The 9,694-nt window shown below is 44.3% G+C and carries 10 protein-coding genes; all 10 read right to left on the minus strand.

Features of this window, described 5'->3' with window-relative positions; all coding sequences use genetic code 11:
• Positions 1-21 precede the first annotated feature (21 nt).
• Positions 22-225: a hypothetical protein gene (locus ACKTT2_RS47460; protein ID WP_407899909.1), complete on the minus strand. Its 204-nt coding sequence runs from the start codon at positions 223-225 to the stop codon at positions 22-24.
• A gap of 5 nt (positions 226-230) precedes the next feature.
• Entirely contained in the window at positions 231-1,496 is a 1,266-nt protein-coding gene (locus ACKTT2_RS47465) for a nif11-class peptide radical SAM maturase 3 (protein WP_407899911.1), read from the minus strand.
• A 127-nt stretch (positions 1,497-1,623) separates the two neighbouring features.
• Positions 1,624-1,920 (minus strand): Nif11-like leader peptide family natural product precursor, encoded by a 297-nt coding sequence (locus ACKTT2_RS47470; protein WP_407899913.1) that lies wholly within the window; start codon positions 1,918-1,920, stop codon positions 1,624-1,626.
• 32 nt (positions 1,921-1,952) lie between these two features.
• The gene (locus tag ACKTT2_RS47475) at positions 1,953-2,228 is read right to left on the minus strand and encodes a Nif11-like leader peptide family RiPP precursor (RefSeq protein ID WP_407899915.1); all 276 of its coding nucleotides are present in this window, start codon (positions 2,226-2,228) and stop codon (positions 1,953-1,955) included.
• Positions 2,229-2,428: 200 nt separating this feature from the next.
• Positions 2,429-2,611, minus strand: coding sequence for a hypothetical protein (locus ACKTT2_RS47480; RefSeq protein ID WP_407899917.1), 183 nt, complete (start codon positions 2,609-2,611; stop codon positions 2,429-2,431).
• A gap of 525 nt (positions 2,612-3,136) precedes the next feature.
• Positions 3,137-4,849 (minus strand): ABC transporter ATP-binding protein/permease, encoded by a 1,713-nt coding sequence (locus tag ACKTT2_RS47485; RefSeq protein ID WP_407899919.1) that lies wholly within the window; start codon positions 4,847-4,849, stop codon positions 3,137-3,139.
• 77 nt (positions 4,850-4,926) lie between these two features.
• Positions 4,927-6,915 carry a RiPP maturation radical SAM C-methyltransferase gene (locus ACKTT2_RS47490; RefSeq protein WP_407899921.1) on the minus strand — a complete coding sequence of 663 codons (1,989 nt, stop codon included), beginning with the start codon at positions 6,913-6,915 and terminating at the stop codon, positions 4,927-4,929.
• A 109-nt stretch (positions 6,916-7,024) separates the two neighbouring features.
• On the minus strand, positions 7,025-8,533 hold the full coding sequence (locus tag ACKTT2_RS47495) for a radical SAM family RiPP maturation amino acid epimerase (protein WP_407899924.1): 1,509 nt from the start codon (positions 8,531-8,533) through the stop codon (positions 7,025-7,027).
• A gap of 360 nt (positions 8,534-8,893) precedes the next feature.
• Positions 8,894-9,220, minus strand: a complete 327-nt coding sequence (locus ACKTT2_RS47500; RefSeq protein ID WP_407899926.1) for an NHLP leader peptide family RiPP precursor — start codon at positions 9,218-9,220, stop codon at positions 8,894-8,896.
• Between the two features lie 183 nt (positions 9,221-9,403).
• A partial coding sequence (locus ACKTT2_RS47505; RefSeq protein WP_407899928.1) for an NHLP leader peptide family RiPP precursor occupies positions 9,404-9,694 on the minus strand: 291 nt, incomplete at its 5' end.

Consider the following 9,694-nt stretch of genomic DNA (forward strand, 5'->3'; position numbering starts at 1 on the left):
GAGGCGATTAAATAAGTTGCCTCAATCCCAAAGAGTAGCAGCAATCTCTGCTATGTCTAGGGATCGCTTTGCCTTAACAAGAACACTCAAAAAAGCTCGTTGGTTTTGCCAACCAGAACGCGGTAAAAGAGGAAGATGAGCATTTGAGGTTTCAAAATTGTCAGTTCCCTTGTAGGGTAAAGATTCTTTCTCTAAACTAAGGGAATCACCAGTTGTTTTACTCATAGTATTTATCTTGCTAGAGCGTAAGAAGATTTGGGTTCATCCTGCCAGCTATCTGACCACTGAATGCGATCGCCTGTAAAATGAAGTAGGTCATTCTCAACCCAGGGAGCGTCAAGCGGCTCCTCAATTAAGGCAAACTCACCATTATCGAAGGGCAGTCCCTGCGCCCGCACCTTTGGGTATACTCGTTCCCGTATCCCCCGCTTTGCCTGTTCTAAAGCGCGGTAGTGGCAGTAAGGGTTGTTCCCTCTGCGATCGAAGAATACATGCGCCGTCCAAGTGCAGCCGCCACGGCAGAGTTGTGCAAACTCACAAGTCTTGCAGAATCCCCACAAGTGTTCTGTTCCTTGGGGAGTATCTGCACCGAGGTTAAACCGCAATTCTTCGGTCTGCTCAATAATTTCCCGTAGGGAGCGGTTTCGGATGTTACCGCCAGTGTAAGCTGCTGTGGGCAGTGAAGGGCAGCCTTTGATTGCACCGTCGGCTTCAAGACCCAGGGTGGAAAGTCCTGCGCCACAGCCTTGCCAAAATCCCCATTCATTCCCGCCTCCGCGCATAAGCCGTTCATAAGGACCGTAGTAACCGATATTGTTACCTGGTTGTACCCGAACTCCTTCACGGTTAGCCCGCTTGGTAACACGGGCAAGCATGGGGTAGAGGTCTAGTAGTTCGTAAGGCTGTAGCAGAATGTCTGCGTTATCTGCGGCGTTACCCATAGGAACGGTCAGTTGGATCTGCCAAGCCCTAGCACCAGCGTCACGGATCTGCTCGTAGATAAGGGGAAATTTCGGAGCAGACAAGCGGTTGATTTGAGTGTTGCAGCCAAAATAGATGCCAACTTCTTGGAAGTGGCTCATGGTTTTAAACGCAGACTGCCAAGCGCCTTTTTTCCCCCGCAGGCGATCGTGAGTCTCTGCTGTGCCACCATCTACAGAGATAGAGACAGCGGCAATTCCTGCCTGCTTCATCCGGCGTGCGGTTTCTAGGGAAATACCAAAACCCCCTGTAGTCATGCCACAAATCATACCCGCTTGCGTGATGGCTTGAGCAATCTCTAACCAGTCGGGACGCATAAACGCTTCGCCGCCAATTAGAGTGACTTCTTTAATCCCCACCTCAGCCAATTGCCTAACTACGTCCAAGGCTTCTTCTGTGGAGAGTTCTTTAGTGCGGGCTTGCCCAGCTCTAGAACCGCAGTGGTTACAAGCAAGGTTGCACTTCAGGGTAATCTCCCAAACGGCATAACTAATTCTGCGATATTTATTTGACACAACATTTTTGTCCATATAGGGAATAAATCAAGTTATGTGTATGCTGTGTTCTGTGCTCTTTCAGGAGAGAAAAGCGTATTTTCTCTCCCTTTTGGTCATTAGCTCTACTTGGTTAACCGCTCGGTTATTAAGGCTCAGTATAGATAGTTGGCTTCCCGTATAAGGGAGTGATGGGAAAACCTGGGACATCGGGGACACCGGGAAGAATAGACAACCCACCGCTAACGGCTGTTAATTCTGCGTCGCTGAGTTCTTCGTTAATTTGAGCTTTAGCCACTTCCCATTCTTCTGGGGTGAATTCATAACCAGCGGCTTGGATGATTTGTTGGCGTTGCTCACTAGTTGCTGCTTGTTCAAGTTGAGTCCGGAATTTTACATCCGTAGTCATTCTGGAATAGAATGCTTTTGCGCTTTCAATAGACATAGATTCCTCTTTGATTTACTCGCTAATTGGTTTTACTTGAACCAGTCGTCAGCCCAAATCGCACCATATATTGCTTGTACTACCCCACCACTGACAGCTTCCAGTTGTGCTTCACCCAGTTCGCTATCAGCCTTTGACTCGTGAATTTGAGCCGTGGCGGCTTGCCATTCTTCCGAGGTGAATTCATAACCAGCTGCTTGGATGATTTGCTGACGTTTTTCCTTACTTGCAGCTTGTTCTAGTTGCGTTCGGAACGCTTCATCCGTGGTCATCCGTGAATAAAATGCCTTTGCACTTTCAATGGACATATACCTTCCTCCTATTGATACTTAGCAGCGATTAGTGAGATAACCTCTGATTACAATGCAGTATCTTTCTATCAGACTCACTATTTTTTTGGTTTTGCTGAGTGTGCAGTAAAGGGCGATTCTAAAAAAAAGATGTCTGAAAATTATTTGGCATTACTTAATTTTTAGACATCTTTTTTCAGATACTTTGTTAGATATGTCTAGAGAGCTTTTTTGATATCTGAAATTAACTCTTTGCCTTCTTTGTAAACGTCCTTAGCAAAGTCCTTAACGTCGTCAATTATTCCACCACCAGCAACAGACTCAAGCTCTTGCTCAGATAACTCATTTGGTTCCTGGTTGGGGTTGATTTTCTTTTTAGGGTCTATGGGATTGTTCGTCATGATATGTTTCTCCTTTGTTTACTTCATCGAGATACAAGTGACTAAAGGTTATTAATCACTTTTGCTGTTGTTACTTTAGTCAAGATTGACTAAAGTAAAACTGTAATTTTAGATTGCTAATAATAACCTTAACCAGTAAAAAATATAGATACAATGCACAATTTTTATGTAAGAAATCACATTTTTTTAGTTGGATAATACTTTCTGTAAGTTGGAAATTTTCAGGATAAAAAAGCTGGTTAAAATGTACAGTATTTGTGTAGGGCTGTTTCATTCTCTTGTTCAACTACCAGAGAATAAATTCTCACAGCTAGAGCGCCAGTCCAGTAAAAGTAGTTGACAAGATGCACAGTTTTTGCAGAGTGTAAAAAGAGGAGAACATGGTATCAGGAGTGCAGCCACTATGCGTCCATTAGTCTGGAACCCGCCAATAGAACTGTCAGCCAAAGAAGAAAAAGTAGCAAAACGTATACGCAAACTGGTGTTGTCAACTATCGAAAGACTTACCTTCTTCAAAAAATCCCGCTAGTCCATCAAATTAGCACTGGATGTGTAGCTTTGAGCAGGCATAAGCTGCCAACTAGAATCTCCTAAGAGTGCTAAGACGTACTGGTGATACTGCACCAAACTAGGGCGATGACCAACACTGATGAACGTTGTGGCAGTTGTGTGTAGTTGCGTATATAGACGCTGCTCGTTTTGACTATCTAAGGCGCTAGTTGCTTCATCCAAAATGGCATAGCGGGGTTGCGTAAGCAGCAGGCGGGCGAAGGCAAGACGTTGTTGTTCGCCCAAGGACAAAATATCAGCCCAGTCTAACTCTGCATCAAGACCACCAGCTCTGTTTGGCAGGTCGGCAAGATTCACCTGTTGTAATACCTGGTAAAGTTTCTCTTCCAAGATTTCACAGTTGGTATTAGGGTATAACAATTGGCTACGCAGAGAACCCAAAAGCATATAGGGTCGTTGGGGTAAAAATAGCATCTCCTCAAGTTTTGGTCGGATAATGCAGCCTGTGCCTGCGTTCCATAAGCCAGCGATCGCTCGCAGTAGAGAACTCTTGCCAGTGCCACTTTGACCCACAATCAGCAACCCTTCCTCCGGTGGTAACGCCATTGACAAATCCCTAACTAAAGTCTTTTGATAGTTGGGGGTGTTCAAGGTAACGTGTTTCAGTGCTAGTTGAGAATCAAGCGCTGTATCAATTACCGTCGCTCCTTCTTTTCGGATTTGATGAGCAGTGTTTAGGGTCCGATCGAACAAAGCTAAACGATTCACTCCAGCCGCAAACGCACTCAGCTGTTCAAACTTACTCACAATTACAGACAGCGCACGTAATACCTGAGTGAAAGCAATACCCGCTTGGGTAATAACTCCCAATTGAATTTGACCCGCAAAGTACGCAGGCGCAAGTACCACAAAAGGCAAAAGCACGATCGCATAATCATAACCTGTAGTAAAAAAACCTAAATTCCGTTCCCAGGCAATCACGCGATTAAAGTTCCGATACGCCTCATCGAATCGTTGCTTCACCTCCTCAGATTCCTGTGCTTCCCCCCGATAAAAGGCAATCGATTCGGCATGGTCACGCACATGCACTAGACCATAGCGAAAGTCTGCTTCCTTCCTGAGCTGATTGAAGTTTAGCCCAATCAGTCGTTTGCCAATCAACACAGTAATCACGGTGCCCGCGAGCGCGTACACTACCAAGACGATGACGAGGGTGATAGAAATTGACCCTAGCACTCCTATAAAACCAATCAGAGTTGTCACTGAAGTTAGAACAATTAACAAAAAGTCTAGAGAAACTTTAGTAAAGCTGTTAATATCTTCAGATATCCGTTGATCGGGGTTATCAACCTGAGGGTCGGAGTTGATTTGGTAGTAAGCCCGGTTTTGAAAATACTCGTCAAGAAACTGATTAGTCAACCACCGCCGCCAGTACAAACTCAGCTTTTTTCGGACGTAGTCGAAAAAGACGACCAAAGGGATTGCCACGACAATTACACACACAAAAATCCAGACAGTGCGATAGAAGCTTTCTATATTCTTTTGTGTAAGCGCGTTGACTAGATTTCGATTCATAAAACTGATCAGCACTTGCAGACCAGCGGCAACTAGTGCCAACATCAGCAAAATAGCCAGCAGTCCTCTCGCACGCCATTTCTCACTCTTAAACCAGTAGGGTTTAGCGATCGCCCAAAACCGCTGCCACAACTGCCAGTTAAACCGATTCATTACTTTGTTACCTGCTTGTGTTCGCGCATGCCTTTTTTGCTGTTGGGTTTGATCTGCAAAGCCACCCACACAACCCACTACTTCTTTAAATTCCCAGTAAAACCCCACATCTCTAAAGTGGTGCGTGGTTTACGCTTGCTACGAATGAACCCAGTAGCGTCAACATATCCTCCAGGGGATTCTATTGGTGATAGGTAAGGTAAGTAGGGTTCGTTCACTGCCAAACTCAGCAACCGATTGTTAAGGTCTATCAGAATCTTGCGCTCCTGTAGTTCAGTTGTAATTGGCTCAAGATCTTCCCAAGAAACGTTGAGTTCTGACTGTGTACGCAACGCTTTTACTAGCTCCCGAGGCGTGAGAGCGCGATCGCATGCTTTGTACACCCAATAGGCTAATCCCTCTAAGCTAAGTTGGGACTCAATCGCGCACGGTCTAGTATCGGTGATAGTCAAGCGATCGCCATCGTCTTTCATGCTTAACATCGGTGACTCTTTTTGGTCTAGCTGTTTCCATTCGCTCACACAAGCTTTTAGTGCTTCTAGCCCTGGTCGGTCTTTCCGCTTGCCATTCTCATCAGGTGTCCGACGCTGCATATCAGCTGGATCTTCAAAAAAGTACGCTAGACCAGCAATCGTCTCTATAGATAAAGGATATAGATACGAGTACATCGGGTTGGGTACAAGCTTTAGCCCCCACTCGGCTGACCGTTCGTGATAGGGGCTAAATCGGTCAAATCGGATTCCGGTTACATTAGAGGGCGGCTGTAGATGAAAAATTAGCGGCAACCATGCTGCCATCTCGCTGTACCACTCGTCTAGCTCTCCTGGAATGTCGCTTAAGAAATTCCATGCCACTCTAATGCCAAATTCCCTTGCCCACTTTAGTAACTGCGCATTTACCCAAGCAGTCGTCCCTTTATCGATCAGCTTTAAAGGACCTTCATGCATGTTTTCAATTCCTGGCTGAATCCAACGAACACCAGCCTCTGCCAGTTGTTGCACATGTTCGCGCCTCAGATTCGCCTTTGTTTCGTAAAAGATCCTGTACGGTTCCTCTTCTGCAGCAAGAGCTGGAAGAACCGTATTCATGTAATCCATATCCATGATATTATCGACAACCTCAAGCTTTCGCATCCCGTACCGCTGCGTTAATTGAGTGACCTCTTCCATCACCCGCGTCGGAGACTTCGACCGGAAAGTTATACCGCTTCCGTTGAGACCGCAGAACGTGCAATGGTGTTTCTGCCCCCACCAACAGCCGCGAGCTGTTTCAATCAGTAGTCCAGGCTTGATGTATGGAGCAATTTGGGAAGTGCGGAGAGTTTCAAAGTAATCGTCATAATTAGGAGTTGGCAGCCGATCCAATTTGTCTGCGGAAGCTCTTGGAGCTTGAATTCCAACCATACTGGCATGACGATGAGCAGGGGCAATGACACCGTAGGGCAGCTTTGTTGGGCTAACGTCACGACCATGCTCCAAAACTTTTTTGCAGAATTTAGGCAGCAAATCATCCCCTTCACCCGATAAAACAAAGTCCACCCAAGGAAACTCCCGGTGAGTGGTTAGACCCATCTCTGCTTCGCAGTTGGCTCCACCCATAAATGTGATGACGTCAGGGTTTAGTTCCCTAATTTTCCTGAGGAGAGCCAACGAAGCACAGTGCTGCTGAAATGTGGAACTACAGCCAACAAGACGAGGTCGTAAATCCAGGATGGAGTGAGCCACACGCTCAACGAATGATACTGCCTTCTGGCGAACCTCCCAAAATATATCCGTCTTTAAGTTGGCGTTAAGTGACTTGACAAGGCGGAAATATTCTGAGCGCTCGGGTTGAAAGTCTGGAAATGCCGCTCCAGAAAATGTCCACTCGCCCAAAAAGTGCATCACCAGAACATCGCTGAGAGACGTATATACGTCCAGACCAATTTCTTCTGCAAACCAAATATTTGGATAGATAACCGCTGTTTGGATCTGACTTTGCTGTAGGCAAGCCTTTAACAATCCAAGCGCGATCGAAGGTCGTTCAACTGAAGCATAAGGCATCAGTACCAAGCACACATCAGTCATAGCTTTCTCCTAGAGAATTAGCTTAGTTGCAAAAAATGACTTCAAGTTAAAAAACAGCCACAGAAAAACAGTTAAATTGCTCAGATTTATCGATTAAAACTCGTTAACTCTAATTTGTAACTGCAGCAGTTTTAGACTTGGGTTCGTTGTCTAAAACCCCTTTACTAAGGAGCAAATTAAGATTGTGAAATGTATGTTCGGGTGAGATTCCACGAATGTCGAACAAAAAAGCAATCTCTGCGGCGGTTTTGTCACCTTTATTGATTAACTCACCTAACTCTCTAAGATAAGGGTCGTTTTGAAACTTAAAAGTTTTGAGGTTGGTTGAGAGTTGAAAACCATCAGGAAGGCTTTCGTATCTCAAGTCACGACGGAAACCGATCGAATCATTCTGTCTTACAGTAAGAGACATATGATTGTCTATCATCCTCTCCAAGAGAAGCTTCAGGTCATTGACATTGGAAAAAGTTCCTTCATCATAAATTATGTAGCCCAAGGGCCAACGCTCATCAGCATTACAAGGACTGATGAGTTTGACACTCCGATCGACCATGTTGAATAAAAATCCTGTTGCACAGGCAATAGTTCCTTGATCTGGAGAATAGGTTTTATTGTCTTTCTCTCCCTTCTTTAGCTGTCGCTCTCGTGCTCGACCTGCTGTAGCTTTGGGGATGTTTCCCTCTTCATGTAGAAGTACTAGTTTGACAAGAGCTAACTCTTCAGCGCTAAACTCTTCATGCACTTGATTCAATACCTTTAAAGAAAGAATTGAGAAACGATTCAGGGGGCATCCCTTCTCTTTTGATAACTTTAAAAAGGCTCGAACCCGCTCTGGGTCTTTCATTGGTTGAGCTGTAGTTGTTTGGGGAAAGCCTCCCAATATCTCGTGAAAATCGCTACAGAATTTTTCATAATCTGGGTTATCTAGGGGGTCTGATGCCCAGTAGCAAAAGCCAGCACCCGCTGCCGATCCAAGTATTTCTTTCATTAATTCAAGTACTTCGCGCCATAACTTAGCATTCTCTTGAGTGTAAAAGAAAATATCGCTCAACCGAGGTGCAGAAACACCACAGAACCAGCAACCAACAGAACATCCTTTACTAAGTTCAAAACAAACAGGAGCGTGTGCAAGAGCATCATGAAGCAGCTGTTTAAACTGACTTGTAGTACGAGCAATCTGCCGCTGTCGCCATCCTTTGAATCGCGGATTACTTGAAGAAGACCCAACAGATTTCATCAGTTCTGGTCTAGTCTTCTGAGTAAATGACCGATAATGCTCTAACAATTCCGAAGCAGGTATTTCTTCAGGATGTTTCTCTTCACTAAACTTTTCCGCAGATTCTTTATCCCATAATGGTCTGATTTCCTCTGGATCTACCTTTATATTGTAGCGAAGAACAGCCTCATGTGAATTTGCCAATAACTGGTTGCGAAAATCTGAATCACCATGCCACCGCTCAAAGAAACGTTTTAGATGACTTACAGATAATAATTCTTCTTCATCTAATATTACAAAATCATTAGACCAGCCCAGCTTCAAAAGATTTTTTTCCTGTAAACTAAAATCAGTTTTTTCTTTTGAAATATATTGGGTAATATTTGGAGATAGCTTATTCATGATTTTATCCTGTGAAACAATAATTACATCAGAGCTTTAATACCGATAGCGGCATTAAAAATAGGTAATTTACTGACTAAACTTTGGGAGAAGCAAAAATTATTTGCTCTACTTTAGTAATGTCCTGACTGTCTAACTAGAATGAAGTAGGAGTTTGAGGATTAGTCTACTCCAGTTGATTTTACTAATAAAACAGTCAGGATAAGTAAAGTGCTGGATGTAAGTATTAATGCCTTTCGGGTCAGATGAAATCACTCTAGGGGTAGTCTCAGTTCGAGAAAACAACTAGCGTAGCCTTGACTCTGAGTTCCCCCTAAAGTTTTGACAAGTTAACTACTTTGAGAAAACACCAACTTCAAATCACCAGATTGCTTCAAGTCCAGCTGCTATGCCAACACTAACAGCAAGACCTCCGCCAGCCACAGACTCAAGTGCTTCCTCAGATAAATCTTCGGTGACTTGCGCTGTCATCGGATTGCGCGGAATGACTAAATAGAGAGTGCTAGGAGTTTCCTCTAGTACCCGAATTTCTAATCCTTGCGGCAGTTCTTGCTGCAACTCTCTAGCATACAGCGCTTTCGGGTTATTGAGCAGTTCTTGTTTGAAGGCTTGATCTTTCCAAGATTTAGCAATCAACTCCAATTCAAATTCGTGTCGGTTCAGGCGTTTGGGCTGTTGTTCAGACATATCAAACTCTCCAAGTTTCAGGGTTAACGTTGAGTAGTTTATTAGCGCGAAAATCGGCAGAAAAAGATTAACTTTTCAGGAAAACTTTAGAAAAAATAGCTAGCAGCTTCTTAGCCATAAACTTTTAATTTTTCTTACAAGTCTTCCCAAGTTGACTATACTAAAAAAAACACCAACTTCAAGTTAGGTGATCAGATGACCCTCGGCTATTACACTGATCCCACCAACAAAACCTCCGCCAGCAACAGACTCGAGTGCTTCCTCAGATAAATCTTCAGTAACTTGCGCGTTCATCGGATTGCGAGGAATGACTAAATAGAGAGTGCTGGGAGTTTCCTCTAGTACCCGAATTTCTAATCCTTGCGGCAGTTCTTGCTGCAACTCTCTGGCATACACTGCTTTCGGGTTATTGAGCAGTTCTTGTTTGAAGGCTTGATCTTTCCAAGATTTAGCAATCAACTCCAATTCAAATTC

The organism is Scytonema hankhaensis NUACC26 (genome assembly GCF_045865695.1).
GTDB lineage: Bacteria > Cyanobacteriota > Cyanobacteriia > Cyanobacteriales > Nostocaceae > Scytonema.